This is a genomic window from Psychrobacter sp. Ps6 (assembly GCF_022129235.1).
Classification (GTDB): domain Bacteria; phylum Pseudomonadota; class Gammaproteobacteria; order Pseudomonadales; family Moraxellaceae; genus Psychrobacter.
The window spans coordinates 364,580-385,813 of record NZ_JADQAI010000001.1; the positions used below are offsets into that span (position 1 = coordinate 364,580).

Annotated in this window: 20 protein-coding genes; 10 read left to right on the top strand and 10 right to left on the bottom strand. The window is 45.0% G+C overall.

Annotation, left to right across the window (positions count from 1 at the left end; translation table 11 throughout):
• Positions 1 to 2 precede the first annotated feature (2 nt).
• From I3255_RS01555 to I3255_RS01565, 3 genes are all read right to left on the bottom strand, one after another.
• Positions 3 to 944 (bottom strand): nicotinate-nicotinamide nucleotide adenylyltransferase, encoded by a 942-nt coding sequence (locus tag I3255_RS01555; RefSeq protein WP_238036191.1) that lies wholly within the window; start codon positions 942 to 944, stop codon positions 3 to 5.
• Positions 945 to 1,312: 368 nt separating this feature from the next.
• Entirely contained in the window at positions 1,313 to 3,460 is a 2,148-nt protein-coding gene (gene pta, locus I3255_RS01560) for a phosphate acetyltransferase (RefSeq protein WP_238036193.1), read from the bottom strand.
• Between the two features lie 134 nt (positions 3,461 to 3,594).
• Positions 3,595 to 4,827, bottom strand: coding sequence for an acetate kinase (locus I3255_RS01565; RefSeq protein ID WP_238036195.1), 1,233 nt, complete (start codon positions 4,825 to 4,827; stop codon positions 3,595 to 3,597).
• A 722-nt stretch (positions 4,828 to 5,549) separates the two neighbouring features.
• Here I3255_RS01565 and I3255_RS01570 point away from each other — a divergent pair.
• From I3255_RS01570 to I3255_RS01585, 4 genes are all read left to right on the top strand, one after another.
• Positions 5,550 to 5,864, top strand: coding sequence for a lipoprotein (locus I3255_RS01570; protein WP_238036196.1), 315 nt, complete (start codon positions 5,550 to 5,552; stop codon positions 5,862 to 5,864).
• Positions 5,865 to 5,910: 46 nt separating this feature from the next.
• Positions 5,911 to 7,287 (top strand): diaminopimelate decarboxylase, encoded by a 1,377-nt coding sequence (lysA, locus tag I3255_RS01575; RefSeq protein ID WP_238036199.1) that lies wholly within the window; start codon positions 5,911 to 5,913, stop codon positions 7,285 to 7,287.
• Between the two features lie 205 nt (positions 7,288 to 7,492).
• Entirely contained in the window at positions 7,493 to 8,380 is an 888-nt protein-coding gene (dapF, locus tag I3255_RS01580; RefSeq protein WP_058025622.1) for a diaminopimelate epimerase, read from the top strand.
• Between the two features lie 31 nt (positions 8,381 to 8,411).
• A complete protein-coding gene (locus I3255_RS01585) occupies positions 8,412 to 9,452 on the top strand; it encodes a tyrosine recombinase XerC (RefSeq protein WP_238036200.1) in 1,041 nt (346 codons plus the stop codon).
• Positions 9,453 to 9,494: 42 nt separating this feature from the next.
• Here the strand turns inward: I3255_RS01585 and I3255_RS01590 are convergent, their stop codons facing one another.
• Positions 9,495 to 10,394 (bottom strand): nitrilase-related carbon-nitrogen hydrolase, encoded by a 900-nt coding sequence (locus I3255_RS01590; protein ID WP_238036202.1) that lies wholly within the window; start codon positions 10,392 to 10,394, stop codon positions 9,495 to 9,497.
• A 287-nt stretch (positions 10,395 to 10,681) separates the two neighbouring features.
• Between I3255_RS01590 and I3255_RS01595 the strand changes: the two genes are divergently transcribed.
• Together I3255_RS01595 and raiA are read left to right on the top strand one after the other, a co-directional pair.
• A complete protein-coding gene (locus I3255_RS01595) occupies positions 10,682 to 12,322 on the top strand; it encodes an RNA polymerase factor sigma-54 (protein WP_238036204.1) in 1,641 nt (546 codons plus the stop codon).
• A 359-nt stretch (positions 12,323 to 12,681) separates the two neighbouring features.
• A complete protein-coding gene (gene raiA / locus I3255_RS01600; RefSeq protein WP_238036206.1) occupies positions 12,682 to 13,062 on the top strand; it encodes a ribosome-associated translation inhibitor RaiA in 381 nt (126 codons plus the stop codon).
• 228 nt (positions 13,063 to 13,290) lie between these two features.
• Here raiA and thiS read toward each other — a convergent pair whose 3' ends face one another.
• The 4 genes from thiS to I3255_RS01620 all read right to left on the bottom strand — a co-directional run bounded on the left by thiS (position 13,291) and on the right by I3255_RS01620 (position 15,607).
• Entirely contained in the window at positions 13,291 to 13,491 is a 201-nt protein-coding gene (gene thiS, locus I3255_RS01605) for a sulfur carrier protein ThiS (RefSeq protein ID WP_238036208.1), read from the bottom strand.
• A gap of 144 nt (positions 13,492 to 13,635) precedes the next feature.
• Positions 13,636 to 14,010, bottom strand: a complete 375-nt coding sequence (locus I3255_RS01610; RefSeq protein WP_238036211.1) for a DUF423 domain-containing protein — start codon at positions 14,008 to 14,010, stop codon at positions 13,636 to 13,638.
• A gap of 24 nt (positions 14,011 to 14,034) precedes the next feature.
• On the bottom strand, positions 14,035 to 14,898 hold the full coding sequence (gene rpoH / locus I3255_RS01615) for an RNA polymerase sigma factor RpoH (protein ID WP_201601468.1): 864 nt from the start codon (positions 14,896 to 14,898) through the stop codon (positions 14,035 to 14,037).
• A gap of 241 nt (positions 14,899 to 15,139) precedes the next feature.
• Positions 15,140 to 15,607: a sulfurtransferase TusA family protein gene (locus I3255_RS01620; protein ID WP_238036213.1), complete on the bottom strand. Its 468-nt coding sequence runs from the start codon at positions 15,605 to 15,607 to the stop codon at positions 15,140 to 15,142.
• A 319-nt stretch (positions 15,608 to 15,926) separates the two neighbouring features.
• On the opposite strand from I3255_RS01620, the gene I3255_RS01625 reads away from it, so the two are divergent.
• A complete protein-coding gene (locus tag I3255_RS01625) occupies positions 15,927 to 17,621 on the top strand; it encodes a M48 family metalloprotease (RefSeq protein WP_238036216.1) in 1,695 nt (564 codons plus the stop codon).
• 103 nt (positions 17,622 to 17,724) lie between these two features.
• Here the strand turns inward: I3255_RS01625 and I3255_RS01630 are convergent, their stop codons facing one another.
• Together I3255_RS01630 and rpsU are read right to left on the bottom strand one after the other, a co-directional pair.
• Entirely contained in the window at positions 17,725 to 18,174 is a 450-nt protein-coding gene (locus I3255_RS01630; protein ID WP_201601395.1) for a GatB/YqeY domain-containing protein, read from the bottom strand.
• Positions 18,175 to 18,380: 206 nt separating this feature from the next.
• The gene (gene rpsU, locus I3255_RS01635) at positions 18,381 to 18,596 is read right to left on the bottom strand and encodes a 30S ribosomal protein S21 (RefSeq protein WP_010195908.1); all 216 of its coding nucleotides are present in this window, start codon (positions 18,594 to 18,596) and stop codon (positions 18,381 to 18,383) included.
• A 372-nt stretch (positions 18,597 to 18,968) separates the two neighbouring features.
• Between rpsU and I3255_RS01640 the strand changes: the two genes are divergently transcribed.
• From I3255_RS01640 to tsaD, 3 genes are all read left to right on the top strand, one after another.
• Positions 18,969 to 19,349, top strand: a complete 381-nt coding sequence (locus tag I3255_RS01640; RefSeq protein ID WP_238036217.1) for a hypothetical protein — start codon at positions 18,969 to 18,971, stop codon at positions 19,347 to 19,349.
• A gap of 89 nt (positions 19,350 to 19,438) precedes the next feature.
• Entirely contained in the window at positions 19,439 to 19,936 is a 498-nt protein-coding gene (locus I3255_RS01645) for a c-type cytochrome (RefSeq protein ID WP_238036218.1), read from the top strand.
• A gap of 220 nt (positions 19,937 to 20,156) precedes the next feature.
• Complete coding sequence (gene tsaD / locus I3255_RS01650) at positions 20,157 to 21,194, top strand: tRNA (adenosine(37)-N6)-threonylcarbamoyltransferase complex transferase subunit TsaD (protein ID WP_238036219.1); 1,038 nt, start codon at positions 20,157 to 20,159, stop codon at positions 21,192 to 21,194.
• The last annotated feature ends 40 nt before the right edge of the window (positions 21,195 to 21,234 follow it).

The following is a 21,234-nucleotide window of genomic DNA, read 5'->3' on the forward strand; positions in this document are numbered from 1 at the left end:
TTTTAACGGAATTGAGCAGCAGAATATAGCTGATGGGCGATAATATAGTGATAAACGGCAGGATTGAGCCATTTAGCTAATGAATTGGGATGAGTATTGCTCATAATATCATTTATTGGTGCGATAGATGCGATTTGCCTCTCAGTGACGGGCATTTTATTTGTTTTATTGCCCAATATTTGTAGTTGCTCGCGTATTTGCGTGCTTGATACGGCAGTGATCGGTCGCGTATCTATATAAATGCGTCCTTTCATAGCGCTTTTCAAGTCAGTGCTATTTACGTCAAGGCTATTTATTTTTGAGCTGTCGGCTTCCATGGTATTTAATAAGCATCGAGTCATTGGGGTTAATAGCTCAATCGGTGAGTTGGTTACATGTGGTTGTAAAGGTAGCGGCAGTTGCGATTGCAAGGTCGCTAAATATTGCGAGGTCGCTATACTGTTTCCAAGTGATGTTGCATTGTCAGAAACTCCATCATTAATATGATCGCTATCCTCACGATTAAACACCCACAGATTGACATAGTCCGTCAGTTGTAACCCGTCCTTCCATTTATCCAAACTGCGTGCGCTGTCCATACCCATGATAAATATCAAACAGTCATTAGGGTATTGCTGCCTAAGTGTGCGTACACTATCAATCGTATAGACAGGCGGCGCTTGCCATATCTCAAGCTCATTGATTTGTATCGGTGTGTCTTGCGTCGCGAGTTGCAACATGGCCAAGCGATGAGCGGGATCTGTGCTTTGCGTTTTGAATGGCGAGCACGCATTGGGTAATAAAGATACATGTAAGGGACGGTTTTGCTGCGTTGCGATTGGTAATAAGTCCTGATAGACGTGTAGAGCCACTTCTAGGTGACCATTATGTATCGGATCAAATGAGCCGCCAAGATAGGCGCGGATGGCAGGGGCAGTTGTTTTTTTTTGAGGGTTATTGCTCATATTTGGCATAAATAAATGCGTAAAAAGAGATGAAGTATCTGTTGGTATCAATACACCTTACTCTTTTATCCGCTAACCTTTTTATATTAACTGAATCATAGCGCTATTGTAGAGTGCATGTGAGCATCTGTCATCACTATCTATCACCACCTATAGTCAGTGAAAATTAATACCGCTACATTATGCACTGTTAAATCAATTTTTTTGCTTGCTGGGCCTGCGCAAACAGAGGCTGCAAAAATTGATATTAGCAGTACTGTATCGTTTTTGAGATACTTTAACTATACCACCACAGCACCAATAAAAAACCGACCATCATGACGATAGTCGGCGATATAAAGGACTTTAATTAGCAAGTATGATAGCGATTAAATCAGATCGCTATACGCTTGGATGGCGGTTAGCGCGATGGTATAGACGATATCATCAACGAGCGCGCCACGTGACAAGTCATTGACTGGCTTATTTAATCCTTGCAGCATCGGTCCAACGCTGATGACATTGGCGCTACGCTGCACTGCTTTATATGTGGTGTTACCAGTATTGAGATCAGGGAAAATAAAGACGTTGGCTTGACCTGCGACAGGAGAGTCAGGCGCTTTTTGTTTACCCACACTCATGACCGATGCGGCATCATATTGTAGTGGGCCATCGACTTTGAGGTTCGGCGCACGCTCACGGACGATTTGGGTGGCACGAGCGACTTTTTCGACATCCGCGCCTGCGCCTGATGAGCCCGTAGAATAGCTGATCATCGCGACTTTTGGATCGATACCGAAGGCCGCAGCAGACTGTGCCGATTGGATGGCAATTTCAGCCAACTCTTCAGCATTCGGATCAGGATTAATCGCACAGTCACCATAGACAACCACTTGCTCAGGCAACAGCATAAAGAACACGGATGATACGAGCGAGTACTGCGGCGCGGTTTTGATTAATTGAAACGCTGGGCGTACGGTATTGGCAGTGGTATGAATCGCACCTGAGACCAGACCATCGACCTCATCTAGCTGCAGCATGATGGTGCCAAGATACACCGTATCTTTTAGATATTCAGCGGCGACGTCTGCACCAGTTTTACCTTTGCGGCGCTCCACGACAGCAGCGATATATTTGCTCATATCAAGCGTGTCGGGGTCGATGATTTCTAGACCTTCTGGCAACGTCAAATCGCGATTTTTGGCGACTTGCTCGACATCGCTACGCTTGGCGAGCAGTACGCAGTTGGCAATACCGCGGCTCTGACAGATACAGGCCGCTTCGACCGTACGTGGTTCAGAACCTTCTGGCAATACGATACGTTTTTTGGCGTGCTGTGATTTTTTAACCAACTGATGGCGAAACGCAGATGGGGACAAGCGCGGTTCATGATTACGGCTAAAGTATTCTTTAATCCAGCTCAAATCTAAATGAGCAGCGACATAACGCGCCACTTCTTCCGCACGCTCAGTGTCATCGCTTGGAATCTCAGAACTCATATGCATCAAGCTCTGCACCGTTTGATAGCTGTCGCTCTCGACGCTCATGACAGGGATGCCGGTTTTGAGCGCTGACTGCCAGAGCTCAGTGACTGTTTTGCTTGGGGTGATACCGCCAGTGAGTACCAGACCTGCCAGTGGAATTCCATTAATACAGGCCAACCCAGCAGCCAGCAATAAATCATCGCGGTCACCAGGCACCACCATTAATGTACCGCGCTTAAAGACTTCGTTGACGCGTGCTACTGAGCGCGCCGTCAGACTGATGCGATTGATGCGACGTGTTTTTGCTTCACCGACATTGAGCCAAGTAGCATCCAGCTCTGTGGCAATATCCCATGTGCGCGGCACTGATAACGAATCGCTAAAGGGTACGACACCGATGAGGCGAAACGCGTCAGTATTGAACGAAGGCGATAGGCGCTGCACTTCTTGCAAAAAGGTTGGATCTAAGCTAACAACCGCCTCACCCGGAGCGACTGGTTGATTCTCAAAGGTATTAGGTACGTCCTGTACACGCATTAATATCACGCCAAGCGTACGCGCATCCATGACACCGCCGAACTCGCGAGCATGCACATCCAATTTGTCTGCTAAATAGGCAGGCTTGCTGATATCAGCCGTACTGACAAATATAATCTTGGCATCCAAAGCATGGGCAAGCGCACGGTTGATTTGTGAGGCGTAAGAGGTCTCAGTAGTCGGTACCAGACCTTCACAGATGATGACGTCAGGACCATCATTGATCGTGTGATAATTGGCAATCACTTCTTCCATCAAAACATCAAGATTGCCATCGCCCAGCATCCGCTCGACGTACTGACGGCTGATCGATTTGGGCGGCTTTAGTCCAAAGGCATGCATGGTCAATGCGCTTGAGCTGTCCAAGCTGTGCTGTTTATCTAGTGTATCGTCTTGCAAAAATGGCTTCATAAAGCCTGCTTTAATACCGTTATAATCAAAGGCGCGAATCAGGCCAAGCGCGGCTGATGTTACACCGATACCGCGGCTAATGGGAACAAGTAAAATGGTCTGCATAGTGTATCCTACGGTTTATTTTATTATTAAGTTCAATTCACCCTTGGCAGAATGAGCAATATATTGAGTATTTACGTCATAGCTTTATAGCAAATATTAATTATATAGATATGGCGTATCAAACACTTTCACGCTTATATTAAATTCAATGCCTGACGAGTCTCTTGAGCAATACGGTATTCTTCGTCGGTTGGAACGACCCATAGCTCGATACTGCTGTCATCTGCGTGGAAGCTGCCTTCTTTACCACGAGCCAAACTGGCATTTTTGTCAGCATCTATTTTGATACCGAAATGACGCATCACTGTCAAAATTTTGGTACGTGTAATGTCGGAGTTCTCACCGATACCGCCAGTAAAGACAATACCAGTAAACTCTGGTAACGCACAGCTAAGACTGGCCAGATATTTACCAGCACGATAGCAGAACATCTCGATAGCGAGCTGTGCATCTTCGTGACCTTCACTGGCTGCTTGCTCGATGGTACGCAAGTCGTTAGACAGTCCTGAGATACCGAGTAGACCGCTATCATTATTAAGCATTTTGTCAGTCTCTTCTAAGCTCATATCGAGTTGGCGTTTTAGATGCATGTGCAGGCTTGGATCCACATCACCACTGCGCGTACCCATCATAAGGCCCTCAAGCGGAGTCAAACCCATACTGGTATCGAGACTTTTGCCATCATATACTGCCGCGATTGAACAACCATTACCCAAATGCGCGGTCAACCAACCATGTGGGCCTTTTGCCTCAGTGATTTGGCTGACACGCTCTGAGACATAGGCGTGAGACGTACCATGAAAACCATAGCGACGGATTTTATGCTCTTCGTATAGGTATTTTGGTAGCGCATAGCGAAAAGCAACCGGCGGCATGGTCTGGTGAAAAGCGGTGTCAAATACTACCACTTGTGGCATATCAGGGTAGATCGCCTGAACCGCTTCGATACCTAGGGCGTTTGCAGGGTTGTGTAGCGGAGCTAGTATTTTGAGACGCTTCACTTCTGCCAATGCATGCTCGTCAACGCGAACGGCTTTAGAATATTCGCGACCACCATGTACCACACGATGACCGACGGCGATGAAGTGGTACTGCTCTAGTAGCTCAAGAATTTTTTGTAGTGCCAGCTTATGGCGACCACCAGGGATAGAGATTTCAAGCTTTTCACCGTTTAAGGTCGTGTGTTTGATACGAGCCGTATCAAGACCTAAGTTTTCGGCAAGACCGGTGATACGAGTAGAGTTGTCATCGCTAATCAACGCGTATTTGATGGAGGACGAGCCGCAGTTTAAAACCAAAGTTGGGCTGGTCAGGGTTGATGTTTCAGAGTTCTTATCATCAAAAGTGGTCGTTAGGCTGGCGCTCATACTCTATCCTTAGATTGGTTTTTATAGGTGGGTTTTTATAGGTAGAAAATCATCATATCGTCAGATTACTATGATAAAAATGACACTGACATCGCATCGTGTTCATATTAATTCGATGATAGATTGATCGTGTTTAACACAAAATTAGCCATATCCATGCTGATCTATCAAACAAGTATATGATCGATCTTAGTCATACTGAGGCTAATGGTTGTATCTTATTACTATATAGCAGTATCGCCGAATCGCAGGCCTGCGCCTCATCATAGCCGTAAGGTCGCGGTATAATGTAACATATTTTTGTATCTATACCGCGATAACGGTAAGGTTTAAAATCAGTGTGTATCAAGCGTTCAAAATATTGGTACATCTGTTATAGCTAGTGGCTCCTAGGTACTTTAGTTATTGATTGTGGGCTGTTATAGAGCTGCCTTATGAATATCAAAAATTGTAAGAAATATTGTCCAAATACCTATCAGACATGTTTTTATGCACAAATTATCAAGCGATATCGTCAGTAAATTATGATGAAAGCATCAAACCGATCCCCACTATGAGCCAAATTTATTGGCCAATGCTGTTCAGTATGCGTACAGCTTTGTGTCATAATGCTATGATTAAAACTTTGATATTGGCTATGCTTTGGCTGCCTTTTTCGCTCTTTGCTTATTACGATTCTTCATCGCACTTACACCGCTACACGCTCACAGGTTATCCACTCTATGTCTACTATACTTCACTCATCAGAAACTGGGCATATCGCCTTATGGAGACTTGCCAGTCGCCGCGCCATTACTGCCTTAGTCATTGGCAGTGCGATGATGGTAGGGTTGTCAGGCTGCGGGCAAAAAGGCGCTTTGTACTTACCAGAGTCCAGTAGCCAAACGGTAGAGGGTAGTCCATCTGTACTAAATAGTACGAGCCATCCACAAGATGCCGCTTTTGCGGGTATTGATGATGATACCTATCAAAAAAATGACTATCTAGATGAACAGCAAATACTGCCTGAGCCGAGTACGGATCCTAACGATTATTAACTTTCATTCTTACCCTTGTTACCCTGATTATATTAGAGATGTTTATATGAGTCATTCTGAACTACCTGCTGACGTAACCGATTTTGCCGCTGGCGAGTCTGTCACTATTCAAACTGAGCAGGGTCTATATGTTGATCCTAAAGCGTTGAGCGCTCATCTGCCCGCGCTAAGCTATCGCGACGATGCACTATATATGGAGCAGGTCAGTGTTGATGCGTTGGCAAAACAATATGGTACGCCATGCTATGTCTACTCAAAGCAGGCGATACTAGATGTCTATAAAGCATATACCGATAGCTTCGCCAGTCTCAATCATCAGGTATGCTATGCGGTAAAAGCAAACTCGAATCTTGCAGTGCTTGGCGTGCTTGCTCAGGCAGGCGCTGGGTTTGATATCGTCTCTCGTGGTGAGCTGATGCGCGTATTGGCTGCAGGCGGCGAGGCAGCGCGCGTTGTCTTCTCAGGTGTTGGCAAAACATATAGTGATATCGAGTATGCACTGACCCAAGGTATCGGCTGCTTTAACGTCGAGTCCATCAGTGAGCTGACCTTGATCAATGAGGTGGCGACAGCACTTAATAAGCGTGCGCCAATCTCATTACGCGTCAATCCCGATGTCGATGCCAAGACGCATCCGTATATCTCAACGGGTCTTAAAGACAACAAGTTCGGTATTACTCATGAGAACGCACTGGCTGTCTATCAGCAAGCGGCGGATTTATCGCATATCGATATCGTTGGTATTGATTGTCATATTGGCTCGCAGCTGACTGAAGTCGCGCCATTTGTCGCCGCATTAGACAAAGTCATTGAGCTGATACATAGCCTACGCGATCATGGCATTGAGCTGCGTCATATTGATTTGGGTGGCGGTCTAGGCGTGCGTTATATTGATGAGACGCCTGTGTCTATCGATGAGTTTGCCGAGGCTTTACTACCAAAGCTTAGCGAGCTTGGTTTGACCGTATTCTTCGAGCCAGGTCGTAGTATCGTTGCCAATGCTGGTGTGCTATTGACGCAAGTCGATGTACTCAAGCCGACTGAGCATAAGAACTTTGCGATCGTCGATGCTGCGATGAACGACTTGATTCGTCCTGCTTTATATCAAGCTGAAATGGCCGTGATTCCAAGTACATTGCCGAGCGATGGCATTGATACAAATGGTACAAAGCCGTGGGACATCGTTGGCGCGATTTGTGAGACAGGGGATTTCTTGGCAAAAGACCGCTTACTATCACTATCTGAAGGCGATGTGCTGGCTATGACTGGCGCGGGTGCTTATGGCTTTACCATGAGTAGTAATTACAACTCGCGTCCGCGTGCCAGCGAAGTGATGGTAGCAGGTAATAACCATCAGCTCATCCGCAAACGCGAAACGGTTGAAGCATTGTATGCTGACGAAATACTGTGGCAAGATAAATAAAAGCGCCAACACTGAAACTGTTTTTGAATAATAAATAAAACCCACTGTGATGATAACGGTGGGTTTTTTATGGCAAACTCGAATGGTGTATATCGAGTTTGAAGTATAACGATAAGTTGGTATTTGATAGCGGTGATAATTATGATTGTATCTGACAGCGTGCTAATATAAGCCATACATAAAAATAGGATAGGACATCAAAGATATGCTAATAGAGTTTACTAAAATGCATGGGTTGGGTAATGATTTCATGGTCATTGATTTAGTGACCCAGCGCTTAGATTTGACCAAGGAATTGGTAGAGTTATTGGGAGATCGTCACCTAGGTATTGGCTTTGATCAATTACTTGTGGTCGAGCCACCGATGCGCCCCGATGTTGATTTTAGTTACCGTATTTTTAACACGGATGGCACCGAGGTGGAGCAATGCGGCAATGGTGCGCGCTGTTTCGCCCGTTTTGTCCAAGCGCGCAAGCTGTCATTTAAGCAGCGTCTACGGGTTGAGACGGCGAGTGGCATTATCTCTTTGACCACTGATCGGTTTGGTTGGGTAGAAGTCGACATGGGCAAGCCTAAGTTTGAGCCAAATGAGATACCCTTTAGCCCAAGAGCCACGACCAAAATCCAAAACACTTATCACCTCGACGTAAATGGCACGCCTGTGCAGCTATATGTTGCCAATATGGGCAACCCACATGCTGTTATCAAAGTCGATGACGTACTGGACGCCGAAGTTGAGACGTTGGGTAAAGCCATTGAATCTCATCCCGCATTTCCAGATCGCGTCAATGTGGGCTTTATGCAAGTGATGAACCAGCGTCATATTCGTCTACGTGTGTATGAGCGCGGCGTGGGCGAGACGCAAGCTTGCGGCACGGGCGCCTGTGCAGCAGTTGCAGTCGGTATAAGAGAGGGCTGGCTCGACGAAGGCGAAGAAGTGCGAGCGCAGCTCTATGGTGGCAGCATGATCATCAAGTGGCAGCCGGGCTATTCAGTTATGATGACAGGTCCGACTGCTTTTGTTTATGAAGGGGTCTTTAGTCCAGATGGTTTGATGGCGCAAGCAGGTATTAAGCCAAGTTCTGAAGGCTGATATCTGTCGTTAAACAAATGATATCAATAACATGGGTGCTTCTGATATGGTTATGTCCACTCATCAAGATGGTCAGACAATACAAACGGCATCTTGGCTATCAGCCGAGCTGGCAGCAAGTATAGAGTCAGATGCCGCACTGCGAGCATTATTAGCCCCTGTCCATCGTTGGCTCAATACGCTGTCTGTGCGCAACCATTCGCTGCATACGCTGACTGCTTATTTTTCTGGCTTAAACCAATTAGCATTGTTCTTGCGCGGTAAGCGTCTGACGTGGACGCGCTGTGATAAGCGCCAATTGGCTCAGCATATTAGTCAGCGCCTCGATGAAGACAAGCTTGCGCTTGCTAGCGTTCAGCAAGAGCTGTCAGCGATTCGGCATTTTTATGGTTGGCTCATAGAGGAGGATTTGGCGCGTATCAATCCAACGACTGGCTATCAGCTCAAGCGTAGCCCTAGACCATTACCTTCGATTGCTGATGTGGACTTATTGACGCAATTATTGGATCAACAAATCCCTGATACACCAGAGCAGGCGCGCTTGTGGTTGCGTGATAAAGCCATGTTTGAGCTGCTCTATAGTAGTGGTCTACGTGTTGGCGAGTTGGTCGCACTCGATATGGCTGATGTGGACTTGTCTGATTTTCGGGTGCGCGTTACTGGTAAGGGTAATAAAACACGCTTAGTACCATTAGGCGCAAAGGCAGCAGAGGCGATAACGCGCTATCTTCCGCATCGCAATCTATGGGTTGAGCAGATGGATAATGCCTTGTTCATTAGCGAAAAACTCGGCACCAGACTATCGACGCGAGCAGTACAGCAGCGTTTAAAAGTTGCTGCTACTCGCGCAGGTATTGCACAAAACATGTATCCACATCTACTGCGTCATTGCTTTGCCTCACACATGCTGTCAGGTAGTGGTGACTTGCGTGCTGTGCAGGAGATGTTAGGGCATAGCGATATCAGCACCACCCAGGTTTACACCCATGTTGATTTTGCCAAATTAACACAAGTTTATGATCGCGCCCATCCACGAGCCACCCATACTCAAAATGATGAAAACCCTACCTAATTAAGTAATCTACGGTTTAAGCAATCCACGTTATTTCCTAAACTACGCCAAACGATGACAATCAAAGATAGGTAGTTTCTGTCGACCTTGCACTTGAGCTTGCTTGTCTAATGACGCCATGACGACGGCGTATCCTTTATCTGTGTCAGATGTCGTAGACAGATTTAGCTCACTGCTATCATGGCTCGCAATAACGCTGCCGTCAAAAGCGGTAATGGCGGTATGTCCCCACGTCTGGCGAGTATTGCCGTCTTTATATGCATGATCGCCGCCCTGTGCTGCCCCAATCACCATACACTGACTGTCTAAAGCACGTGCCTGTAACAATAGCGACCAATGCGCTTGTCCAGTCAGATAAGTAAAAGCAGACGGTGCGCTTAATATATCAGCGCCTGCTTGACGTAAGCGCTGCGCTAGAGCAGGAAAGCGCAAATCAAAACAGACCATCATACCCAGCTGATAGACAGCGTCGCCGGACTCAAGAGGTACAACCACGGTCTGCGTGCCCGGCTCAAACGTCGCTGCTTCATTGTAGCTGCCTTGCTTGTCGGCCACGGTCGCGGTGAACAGATGAATCTTGTCGTATCGTGCCACTCGCGTCCCATCTGGTGCAAACAACTGACTAACTTGGCGTAGCCGACCATCAGGGACGACCATGCCATCAGGCCGATAAGGGCAAGGTAGTGAGCCTGCCAGTAGATAGACACCGTGGGTGCGAGCATATTCTGCCATCGTCGCTGATAGCGCGTCAAAACGCTCTGCAGTCGCAAACTGTTGGCCCATGCTACAGCAGTTTTCAGGTACGACAACGAGTTCAGCACCCTGCGATTTGGCATCAATGATCGCCGCTTTTATATTCGCTAAATTGCTATCGATATCTTGCTGGCTGTTCATTTGAATGGCAGCTGTGGTAAATTGAGAGATACTTACTTGGTCATGCATGACAATATTCTCCATAAATATTGAGAATTGATGGTCGCTCATTACGTTATTTTTATAATAAAATTTTGACGATCGTGAACAGGCCATTCATATTTATTGGTTGGCTATTGGGACAAAAGTGATAGGTTTATATAAGAAACATACCAATCGTATCTGGGTAGAATATAAATTATCGTAGCAAAATTGTCACAAAAAATGCTATCGTCATGTCCTGATCAGGTTATGTCACGGCCTCAATTGGCAAAATAAATATAATATCACCAAAACTGGAGTGTAATAAGCCGCCCATGAGTATGTCATTCGGATTGGCGAGCACGCTAAGCACCTCACAAAAACTGACACCGCAAATGCAGCAAGCCATTAAATTGCTGCAGCTCTCTAGTCTTGAGCTCGCACAAGAGGTTCAGGCCAAACTGGATAGTAATCCGCTGCTTGAACGTATCGAAGAGGATGATGACGAGTACGAGAATAACCGTGACGATAAAGTAGATGAGCTAAGCGAGTCATTAACACTTGATAGCTGGAACCAAAGCAGCAGTGACGCATCTAGCGTAGGATCTGATAACCATACAGACTATGGTGACGATAGCACTGACAGTTGGGAGAAACTGCAGCAATCTAGTATTGATGATGGGGCGATGGATAGTGACAGCAGTTTTGACACTGATAGCTTTGATACTAGCAGCTTTGATAAAGATAATTACGCTTCGACATCAACAGGTTCAGGCAATAATAGAGGCGATGAGGATTTTGATAGTTATCAGGGCGGTACTTCGTCGACTATTCAAGATCACGTACGCTGGCAGCTCAACTTTAAGCGCTTGTCAGAAGCAGACACCCTGATTGCAGAGTATTTGATGGACTCTATGGATGACATGGGATTCATACGAATTGATATCGATGAGTTGCTACAGAGCTTTGATACCATGGCCAACTTTTATCAGTGGGATGAACGCGTTGAGTACGACGAGGTCATGGCCGTATTGCGTATGATCCAATCTTGCGATCCGATTGGCGTTGGCGCACGTCATTTGAGTGAGTGTCTAGCGATTCAGTTGTCCAAGCTAGACGCCAATACTGCATATCTCAAAGAAGCAAAAGCGCTGCTAACGGCGGGCGAGCATTTAGTCAGTAACAATATCAAAGCGCTTACTGAACGGACAGGCCTTGCCCCTGAGAAAATCACCCCTGCGCTTACCTTACTGCGCACCTTAAATCCTTCACCCGGATTACTCTTTCAGATAAACCAGCCTGATTATGCCCAACAGCCCGACAGTTACGATATTCCAGATGTGTTAGTCACACCCATTAGAAGCCGTAAAGCCACTGCTGAGGCACTAGAAGACGGTTGGCATGTACGCCTCAACCCTGACACCTTGCCGAAGCTGCGGGTCAACCAAGAATATGCCAATTTAGTCAAACGCGGTGATGACAGCCCAGACAACCAATATCTACGCGAAAACCTCACCGATGCGCGCCTCTTTATCCGCAGTATCGAAGAGCGCAACCAAAACCTATTAAAAGTAGCAACCAGTATTGTGCGTTATCAGCAGGAGTTTTTGCAGCACGGTGCGACGGCCATGCAACCACTTATTCTAAAGGCAATCGCAGAAGAAGTGGATCTACACGAGTCCACCGTCTCACGTCTCACTACCAGTAAGACGATTTTGACACCGCAAGGACTATTTTCACTAAAGCACTTTTTTTCTTCACACGTCAGCAGTTCGGATGGCGATATCTCATCAACGGCCATTAGTGCCATGATTAAAAAGCTAATCGCTGATGAAGATCCCAAAAAACCGCTATCGGATAGCCGTATTCAAAAAGAATTATTGGCAGACGGTATCGATATTGCCAGAAGAACTGTTGCCAAATATCGTGAAGCTATGAATATAGGTTCATCCACTCAGCGCAAACAGAAGTATTAATCGTTTAAATACAATCATCTGCAACAATTTTGAGTAATCATTGATTTTACTGTGGCAAGATATAAAAAATAAAATTTTTTGATTATATAGAAACATGATAGAAACAACAGGTATTGTTACAATTAATTACAATTCAACGTCTTGCTACTATTTCTCTTTCATGACAAATTAGAGTCATACCAACAACGAAATCTAAGTGCCAATCTATAGTATTTACTTATAATGAATAAAGGAGACGATAAAAGGATACGTCGAAATGTTACTAGAGGCATTAGATAAATTATTGGTAAGGCAGGATGATAAGAGCAGGAATGCGACTTCATCTGTTGAATGTAAGTTACAAATACAAGGACAATAATATGAATGTTTCTATCAGTGGTCACCATATCAGTGTTACCAAAGCTATGGACACAGCAGTTCGTGAAAAGCTTGAAAAAGTAGAGCGACACTTTGATCAGATACAGAGTATTAAAGTGATATTATCGTTAGACAATAGTGGCGCAAATGATGGCGGTAAAAAAAGCCATAAAGCTGAAGCAATTATGCGCGTCTCAGGTCAAGAAATGTTTGTCCAAGCATTAGAAGATGATATGTATAAAGCCATTAACGAGATGGCAGACAAACTTGATAGACAAGTACGTAAGTACAAAACCCGTCAAGAGCGCAAAAAGACTCAGGGTGCTGGGCGTGATGAGCGCTATCAAGACACCACTCCTGCTGAGGTAGTACCAGCAGCTTAATGATACGTTTAAATAACGTTGATTAAGTGGGAAATCAGATCATCAGGAGCGTCTGAACAAGCTAAAAAATAAAAAATTTGATAAACAGCTATTTCATTCATTGATAATCTACAAAAGAAAAAAGACCTCGAACGTTTGATACGTTGAGGTCTTTTTTAGTACTTCTCTGATGATGTAGTTAAGACTTCATAATTAATAAAAACTAATGACAAACTGAAATATAAAAAGTTAGCCTCCGCCCACAGCCTGTACGACTTCTATATTCATACCTTCTACAATACGCAATTGAGCCAGCTCACTTTTTGGTATCAGGTCACCATCTACTTCGACGGCATAGCGTCCTTGACTGAGTCCAAGTTCATTGATGACTAATTGTACTGTCTGATGAGTGGTTTGTAAGTTTTTACCGTTAACACTAATGGTGCTCATATAAAATCCTCCTTAATAATTTGAAATTCCTTATATTAGCCGTCCTCTTGTATTAATCGCAATATAGGTGCTTTGAATCTTATGGGCGACTATTTTTATCTATACTAATATCAATCAATTTTCGGTAGGTATGAGTAGAATAGATTAATCTATTGAGCTCTCAAGTCGAAATGTAGAGAGAGCAAGCCACAACCAACCTGCAATCATAAGAACCCCACCAATAGGGGTAATCGCGCCGAACCAGCGCGATGCCCCAAGCGTCATAGCATACAGACTACCGGCAAATATGATAATACCGATTTGCAATAACCAAGCCGTAGTTTGAGTGGTATATTTTAAGCGTATCAGTAAGCCCACGACTAATAAACCCAGCGCATGTATGAACAAATACAGCGTCGCGGTATGCCACCATTCAAACTGTTGTGCGCTGACAATATTCTCTAAACCATGAGCACCAAATGCGCCCAAAGCGACAGCAATAGCCATATTAATTGCGGCAATACCGATCCAGTTTAGCATGGCAAAACTCGTATTTTTTTAGAGCTACTGAATGTCATCTGGCAAGATCACGCTATCAATGGTCATGGCATCACGAATTTTGTCCATCGCGTTTTTTTCGATCTGACGGACACGTTCAGCGGAGATAGAGTAAACCGCTGCCAGCTCGTGCAAAGTGGATTTTTGCTCAGAGAGCCAACGCTGCTCAACGATATCGCGTGAACGGTCGTCTAATGTCCCCATAGCAGCAATCAACGCTGACGAGTTGTTTTCTTCCCAATCTTCTTCTTCCAATTGCTCAGCAGGATCAATGCCATCTTCCAAAAACAGCTGCGGTGCATAGCGTCCATCATCATCGTCACTTGACTGTGCTTCAAATGAAGCATCATAAGAGGTCAGACGTGACTCCATCTCTAATACTTGCTTGCGCGTAACATTCAAGTCTTTGGCAATTGCGTCTGCTTCTTCTAACGTGAGCTGATTATTGGTTTTCTTTAAGCTACGTAAGTTAAAAAATAACTTGCGATGTGCTTTGGTGGTCGCAACTTTTACGATGCGCCAGTTACGGATGACAAATTCGTGAATTTCAGCTTTGATCCAATGTACGGCAAAAGACACCAAGCGCACACCTTTATTGGGATCAAAACGTTTGACTGCTTTCATCAATCCAAGATTACCTTCTTGGATTAAATCAGCTTGTGGCAGTCCATAACCTGAATAGCTACGTGCAATATGAATGACAAAACGCAGATGTGACATTACGAGCAGACGTGCTGCTTCGACATCGCCTTCATCATAATAGCGATGGGCGAGTTCTTGCTCTTGTACAGTAGTCAAGATAGGGATTTGATGAACAGTATTGATATACGCACCCAAATTTACCCCTGGCGCTGACAAATGGGTTGGCATTGCTGGCACCAAATCACGCGTACTGGTATTGCCTAACGTACTGGCGTCATAAGGTGGGCGCTGTGCAGCTGCCTTTAGTGCAGCATCGCGCGCATCGTTTTTTATAGGAGCTGTGCTGTCTTTTTTATTCGCATTCGCAGCATCAGAAGTAGTAGTAGCCATATTCTTGACCTTGGTTAAATAGTTAAGCAAATAGTCAGATAAAAATCTCTATAGTTGTAATTGTAAAGGACAGCAGCGTTTAGTTGCTATCAGTTTTGGTAATGATGAAGTGATATATTGTAGCGAAACGCTGCAATGATGTGCTATTGCCTGACAAATTAGTAACTTCGTTGACGATTAACGCTAAGTAGTCGCTCGTTTGTGTTTGCTGACTCTGACGACAAAACGCTGTGATATCAGCTTGTGAGTTGGGATCCGTCGCGACCACATATAATGATTCACCAGCGGCTACATCACGTAACGCAACTTTGGTTTTCAGCAGTGGCATTGGACATGCAAGCCCGCGACCATCGACAAAACGCTTGATATTTAGTAAAGGTTGCTTTTTATCTATTTTGGTCTCAGTGTCAACATCTGAGCCACCATTCTCTACTGGCAACAAGTCTAACAGATGATGGATCTCTTGCTGTTCTGGATCGGATAGGTTCGCTGATAAGTAAATAGAGTGTGATGCACGTTTAATTGGTAATTGGCTATCAGCGGACATAATACAAACCTTACAAGTATCAATATTTCGGTTTCTTTATCAAAAAGGCTCTAACAATTATTTTTGAATATCGTCAATATATTTACGGAAACCATGAGCTTACTATTATTGTGTTTAAACATTATACCAAATAGCCGATGTATAATTGCATTTGAATATAATCAACGTCATGTTCGGTTCATTAGAATCACACAGTCATGTTGCACAATCGTGACGGGTGGCTGAGTGATTGGTAGTTAAGCACATAGTAGAATTGACCTTGTATAAACAAGCTCGTATAGTCGAAAAGACGTCGTCAACAATCTGATAGGATAACAATTTGTACCACGCTAATAGACCGCCACGACTTACTAAAGCCACCAGCCATTCGTTAAATAAGCTAACGGAAAGCTCGCTATCTAAACTATTTGGGCAAACAGATAGCCGCAACTCTGTGGTTTTATCTTTCTCAAATAGTATCAAAATCGGACTGTCAGTGACACTGCTGGTAATCGCTACAAGTGCTCATAGCAAGGATGGTGATGATAGCCAAGCTATGCCATTTGCCAATCATTCATGGCAAACGGTAGAGTCACAATCGTTAGAGCTACCCAATTTGCGCGGGCAAGGACTGAGTTTTGCTGAGCAGTATCAAAATAAAATGTTGGGTGAGTGGTCATTACAGAATATTAATGGTCGGGTCAAAATGGAGCACGACCCTTGGGTGCAAGAAACGGTAAAAGACATGACGTGGCGATTGAATGCCCAAGCCCGTCAGCAAGCACCACTTGGCTTAGTTATCCTCGATAATCCTAGCATCAATGCTTTTGCCGCACCTGGCGGAGTCATCGGGATCAATACAGGGACGATATTGGCTGCCAAAAGTATGGATGAGCTGGCAAGCGTCATCGCCCATGAAGTCGCGCACATCAGTCAACGTCACTATGAGCACAGCGCAGACGAGCGCAAAAAAGCCTTACTAATGCAAGTAGGCGGTATGTTGGCTGCGATTGCCGCATCAGCAGTCGATGGTGATGCGGCGGCGGCTGTAATGGCGGGCAGCCAGACAGCTTCTATGAATAGTAGCATGGCTTTTAGCCGTAATAACGAGCGCGAGGCTGACCGAGTAGGGATGCAAATCATGACTCAGGCAGGCTATGACCCTCGGGCAATGCCACGGTTTTTTGCCACGATGAATCAACAAAGCCAGCTCAATCAGGTCCAAAATCGCTTTTTACCAAGCTTTGTGCGCTCGCATCCGCTCAGTGATGAGCGACTAAGTGAATCGCAGAGCCGTGCTGGGCAGTATCCTACCCTGTCATTGAGCCAGCAGCAGCGCCATCAAGCCTTGTTTGATTTGCTCTATTGGCGTGTACAAATTACTGGCAAACATACTTCTGAAGTGACGCTTACAACCGCTGCTAAAAATAGTTTGGGTGCCAAACTTGCCTTAGTGAGCTGGTATGGAGAACAGCAGCGCATCAAAGAGGCTAATGAGGTATTGGCTGAAATAAGTAAACTACCAAATACGCAGCGTCAAAGCCTAGAACCTTTACTATCGATTACTCATAGTCAGCTTTTAAGTGAACAAGGCAAATGGCAACAAGCTGCAGATATTTTAGAGAGTCAGCAGCGTCTGTATCCAGAGCGCCGTGACTTACGCCTATATTTGGCGGAAGCACTAACCAATAGCAATCAGCCATCAAGGGCACAAGCACTGCTAAAACCACTCACAGAGCAACAACCAAGCGATCGCTATGCATGGCAAAGTCTGCAGCTTGCTAATGAAAAGCTCGCTAAAACTGCAACGTCACCGCAACTGGCTAATATTGCAACGATCAACGCATTGCGTTATCGCAGTTATGATCAACTTTGGAATGGGCGCTATGAGAGTGCGTTGACATCACTGACACAGGCCAAGCAATTGACTGAAAACCTGCAAGCCACAGCACAAAGCAATAGTGCGCGCCCATTGCTAGCCAATATCAATGCAGAAATCAAAGCAATAAAAACCGCCAAAGACTTTGAGCCTTAGGCGGTTTTTAAATAATCAGTTTTTCGTACAACAACGGGTGCGCTTGACGACATCATTTTCAGTAATAGCAGCTCATATACCGTTTGCTACCTAAAATGAAAAATTAGCCTTGTAGCGCGTCTTTAACCATTTTAGAGATCAATGCAGGATCAGCACGACCAGCGGTCTTGTTTTTCAGTACACCCATCACGCTGCCCATATCACGCATAGAAGTGGCACCTTGCTCTGCGATTTCAGCGTTGACCAATGCCATAATTTCATCATGACTCATTTGCTGCGGCATAAACTCATTGATAATATCAATTTCAAACTGCTCTTTGGTCGCCAAATCATCACGGCCATTTTCAGTAAAAATAGTGAGCGACTCTTGACGTTGTTTGAGCTGCTTTTGTAGCACTTCTAATACTTGCGCGTCATCAAGCTCTGTTTGACGATCGATCTCAATTTGTTTGACCACTGACTGTACGTTGCGCAGTATTTTGACACGTTCAAGCTCACGAGCTTTCATTGAAACTTTGATGTTGTCTGATAACGTCTGTTTAAGTTGGCTCACTGCTATTATCCTTATTCGTTTATTAAATGCTATTTGTTAGGTACTATTTAATGAGTTTTTTTTGGGTAAAACCTGCTGAGAGCGGGCTTTTATAAAAAAATGCGTCAGCAGTAACAACGAAAATTGTAGCATAAAAAACGCCACTGATATCGATGGATAACAGTGGCGTTAGTGTAGCACTTGTACTTAACTAATCAGATCGTTGATTAGTACATACGAGTGGTACGAATAGTTTCGCGTTGTAACTTCTTCTTATAACGCTTTACGGCAGCAGCTTTTTTGCGCTTACGTACTTGCGTTGGTTTTTCATAAAACTCACGCTTACGTACGTCTGATAATACACCAGCTTTTTCACAAGCGCGCTTGAAACGACGGATAGCGATATCAACTGGTTCGTTTTCTTTAACCTTAACTGCAGGCATGAAGACTCCTCGATTAGGATGAGATATAAGGGCATTAGTTTGGCTGTGTATTAGTATTTAGCCGTAATATCTCAAGATTACTGGCATCAGCTCAAACTAGGACAATTCTCACGCATTAGCGTAAGGGCAGGTATTTTAATAAAAAATATCAACAAAGTCAATGATTTTAACGGTTTATTGTCTATTTATACTTTGTTTAAAAAGTATTCAGGCTGAGCTGTTAGGTTTTGGAACGAGTTAAAACAAAAAGTTTAGTGTCAATAAAAAGTCCCTACGGTCTATAACGGTTTAATGGGAGTTTATGCTATGATATTTCCCATATTGTAGTAAGCATATAAACCGTTTTGTGCGTATTTTATTGAGGATGTTGGAATGAAAAAAACAGTATTGAACACGGTGTTGAGCACGGCTTTTATCGTAGCTTTGGGTGCGGGCGTGAGTGCTTGTAGCGGCGGCGAAGAACATGAAGAAGTATTGGCGATCGATATGGTAGATGAAGCGGCTGAGCTGGCACGCGCAAACGCGCCTGAAGCAGAAGACATGGAGTTTCCGGAGACTTCTGCAACTGCAGTGGCAGACAATGCGACGGCAGCTGATGAAGCAGGTGCGACTGAATCTGAAGCGATGAGTGTTGAGCAAGAAATAACAGGCGATACCGAAGCGGATAGTGCTGATACCGCGGCTGCGCCTGCTGCCACTGAAAGCGCCGATATGGCAACACCTGCAGATGCTGCTGCAACACCTGCTGAATAAGCCTTTAATTAGACTTGTAATATAATATTTAGAGTCTATGAACTGCTATAAAAAACTTGGCCACAGACGTATCAAATAAAGGTAAGGTCATGATTGATATACAGCAGCACATAAAGAAACTGAGCTTATCTGTCATCAGTCTGAGTGTGTTATTAGTATTGAGCGCTTGTAGTGGTGATAATGCGACTACGGAAGCGTCTACCGCAGCCAACGAACCTGCTGCGACGAGTGTTGAAGAAACAGTTGCAACAGAATCTGAAGCTACGGTGCCTAAACCTATGGTTGAACCTGAGTCTACTGATATGGTGGTTGAAGAAGAAACTGCCACTGAGCCTGAAATGCTCGCTGCAGATACTGGTGCTAAACTTTACGAGTCAAACTGTAAAGTTTGCCATACAGCAGGTTTATTGAATGCACCGAAGTATGGTGACACAGCCGCTTGGGCGACTCGTTTGACCAAAGATAAAGAAACGCTATATATGCATTCCGCTAAGGGCTTTAATAAAATGCCAGCACAAGCGGTAGATGGTGTCAGTGAGGCACAAGTTAAAGCCGCTGTTGATTATATGCTCGCGTCAGTAAGCTGATACGGTATATATAGACGATATCAGTCATTGAAATTTGTTAAACTGACCGTCATTGTGACTGACAATGGCGGTTTTTTATGCACGTTTTTTATTACTGTCGATTTTAACAATATGACTGACTGTACAAAGCGGATTTGATTCGCTATTCAAAATTTTAAAGTGATGTACAATAAAAACGCGGCAAAAAATAGTCCGAAAACAAAAGCATAAAGGCAAAAGTATGAAGGTATTGGGTTTAGAGACGTCTTGTGATGAAACGGGGCTTGCGATCTTTGATAGCGAGCAGATCAATAGTGACAATCAAGGCTTGGTTGGGCAAGTACTGTACTCACAGATTGAGCTACATGCGCTCTATGGCGGCGTTGTACCTGAGCTTGCCAGCCGCGATCATATTCGTAAGCTTGTGCCCTTACTCAACGAGCTGCTTGAGCAGTGTGACATGAAGAAAAGCGAGATCGATGCGATTGCCTATACCAAAGGGCCAGGGCTGATCGGTGCATTGATGACAGGCGCATTATTTGGCCGCAGTCTGGCATATGGTTTGGATATTCCCGCCATTGGTATTCATCATATGGAAGGTCACTTGCTCGCGCCGCTTATGGGTGCCAATCCACCCGCCTTTCCATTTGTCTCGCTGTTAGTCTCTGGCGGTCACACGTTACTCATTGCCGCTCATGGTGTGGGGCAGTATGAAATATTGGGCGAGTCGATCGATGACGCGGCGGGCGAGTGCTTTGATAAAGCGGCTAAGATGCTGGGCTTGCCTTATCCCGGCGGCCCTAATATTGCCAAACTGGCAGAAGCTGGTAACCCTGATGCTTACGCACTGCCAAGACCGATGCTTCATCGAGGTTTGGACTTTTCATTTAGTGGTATGAAAACAGCGGTACATAACTTGATCAAAGACACTGAGGGTTCTGATAGCGATCCGCAAGTTCGCGCGGATATCGCCGCGAGCTTCCAGCATGCGGTGGTCGATACCTTAGTGAAAAAATGTGTCAAAGCACTCAAGCAAGCAGGTATGAGCCGTCTGGTCATTGCAGGCGGCGTCAGTGCCAATACGCATCTGCGCGAGATGCTAGAGGCAGAGCTGGCTAAGATCAATGCGACGGTCCACTATGCACCGCCCGCGCTGTGTACAGACAATGGTGCGATGATTGCTTATGCAGGGTTTGAGCGCTTGCAGGCAGGACAGTCTGATGACTTGGCCGTTAGCTGTATTCCGCGCTGGCCAATGACAGAGTTACCAGCCGTATAATTGAGCTTTTTGTCCAACAAACCTATTTGAACTAAGGACA

Bases quoted from the DNA above. Each gene is read 5' to 3' on its own strand.
- I3255_RS01555 (WP_238036191.1), bottom strand. From the start codon at position 944: ATGAGCAATAACCCTCAAAAAAAAACAACTGCCCCTGCCATCCGCGCC.
- pta (WP_238036193.1), bottom strand. From the start codon at position 3,460: ATGCAGACCATTTTACTTGTTCCCATTAGCCGCGGTATCGGTGTAACA.
- I3255_RS01565 (WP_238036195.1), bottom strand. From the start codon at position 4,827: ATGAGCGCCAGCCTAACGACCACTTTTGATGATAAGAACTCTGAAACA.
- I3255_RS01570 (WP_238036196.1), top strand. From the start codon at position 5,550: ATGTCTACTATACTTCACTCATCAGAAACTGGGCATATCGCCTTATGG.
- lysA (WP_238036199.1), top strand. From the start codon at position 5,911: ATGAGTCATTCTGAACTACCTGCTGACGTAACCGATTTTGCCGCTGGC.
- dapF (WP_058025622.1), top strand. From the start codon at position 7,493: ATGCTAATAGAGTTTACTAAAATGCATGGGTTGGGTAATGATTTCATG.
- I3255_RS01585 (WP_238036200.1), top strand. From the start codon at position 8,412: ATGGGTGCTTCTGATATGGTTATGTCCACTCATCAAGATGGTCAGACA.
- I3255_RS01590 (WP_238036202.1), bottom strand. From the start codon at position 10,394: ATGCATGACCAAGTAAGTATCTCTCAATTTACCACAGCTGCCATTCAA.
- I3255_RS01595 (WP_238036204.1), top strand. From the start codon at position 10,682: ATGAGTATGTCATTCGGATTGGCGAGCACGCTAAGCACCTCACAAAAA.
- raiA (WP_238036206.1), top strand. From the start codon at position 12,682: ATGAATGTTTCTATCAGTGGTCACCATATCAGTGTTACCAAAGCTATG.
- thiS (WP_238036208.1), bottom strand. From the start codon at position 13,491: ATGAGCACCATTAGTGTTAACGGTAAAAACTTACAAACCACTCATCAG.
- I3255_RS01610 (WP_238036211.1), bottom strand. From the start codon at position 14,010: ATGCTAAACTGGATCGGTATTGCCGCAATTAATATGGCTATTGCTGTC.
- rpoH (WP_201601468.1), bottom strand. From the start codon at position 14,898: ATGCCAACCCATTTGTCAGCGCCAGGGGTAAATTTGGGTGCGTATATC.
- I3255_RS01620 (WP_238036213.1), bottom strand. From the start codon at position 15,607: ATGTCCGCTGATAGCCAATTACCAATTAAACGTGCATCACACTCTATT.
- rpsU (WP_010195908.1), bottom strand. From the start codon at position 18,596: ATGCCTGCAGTTAAGGTTAAAGAAAACGAACCAGTTGATATCGCTATC.
- I3255_RS01640 (WP_238036217.1), top strand. From the start codon at position 18,969: ATGAAAAAAACAGTATTGAACACGGTGTTGAGCACGGCTTTTATCGTA.
- I3255_RS01645 (WP_238036218.1), top strand. From the start codon at position 19,439: ATGATTGATATACAGCAGCACATAAAGAAACTGAGCTTATCTGTCATC.
- tsaD (WP_238036219.1), top strand. From the start codon at position 20,157: ATGAAGGTATTGGGTTTAGAGACGTCTTGTGATGAAACGGGGCTTGCG.